1 protein-coding gene is annotated in these 452 nt (G+C 59.7%); it reads right to left on the reverse strand.

The window, feature by feature from the left end:
• Window positions 1–35: 35 nt before the first annotated feature.
• The coding region (locus EII42_RS13160; RefSeq protein WP_158676531.1) for a hypothetical protein at window positions 36–452 on the reverse strand (417 nt) is incomplete at its 5' end.

Below are 452 nucleotides of genomic sequence, written 5' to 3' on the forward strand. Positions count from 1 at the left end.
GGCCCACCACAGTGGTGGGGTTTTGGTGGTGGGCATTATGGGTTTCGTAGGTTGAGGGCGTGGTCGAGGTATTCGTTGGTCATCGCGATGATTTCTTCGTCGGTTATCTCGCCTGGCCCGGTGTCTTCGGCGAGGATGACGGCGTCTTCGGCGTAGGCGAGGCAGACGAATAGGGAGTCTCTGGGTCCGGTGCGGCCGCAGGTGAGGCGCCCGTAGTGTTGCGGGTTCTTCAGATCGTCGGCTTCCATGTTGAAGTCGTGGGGGCGGATCGCCCCACGCACTACTCTGAGGGTGAATTCTTTGTCGTAGGTGCCGCCTTTGGTGTATCTGCCTGCTCCGACGTAGACGGTGATGAAGGATTTTTGGTGGTTGAGGGGGAGGCCGCCGAGGGTTTCTGGGTGGTTGAATTGGTTGATGGGGAGGCCGTTGAAGAGTGGGGGGAGGATTTCGGC

Origin of the sequence: Tessaracoccus sp. OH4464_COT-324 (assembly GCF_003932855.1) — a bacterium.
Lineage (GTDB): Bacteria > Actinomycetota > Actinomycetes > Propionibacteriales > Propionibacteriaceae > Arachnia.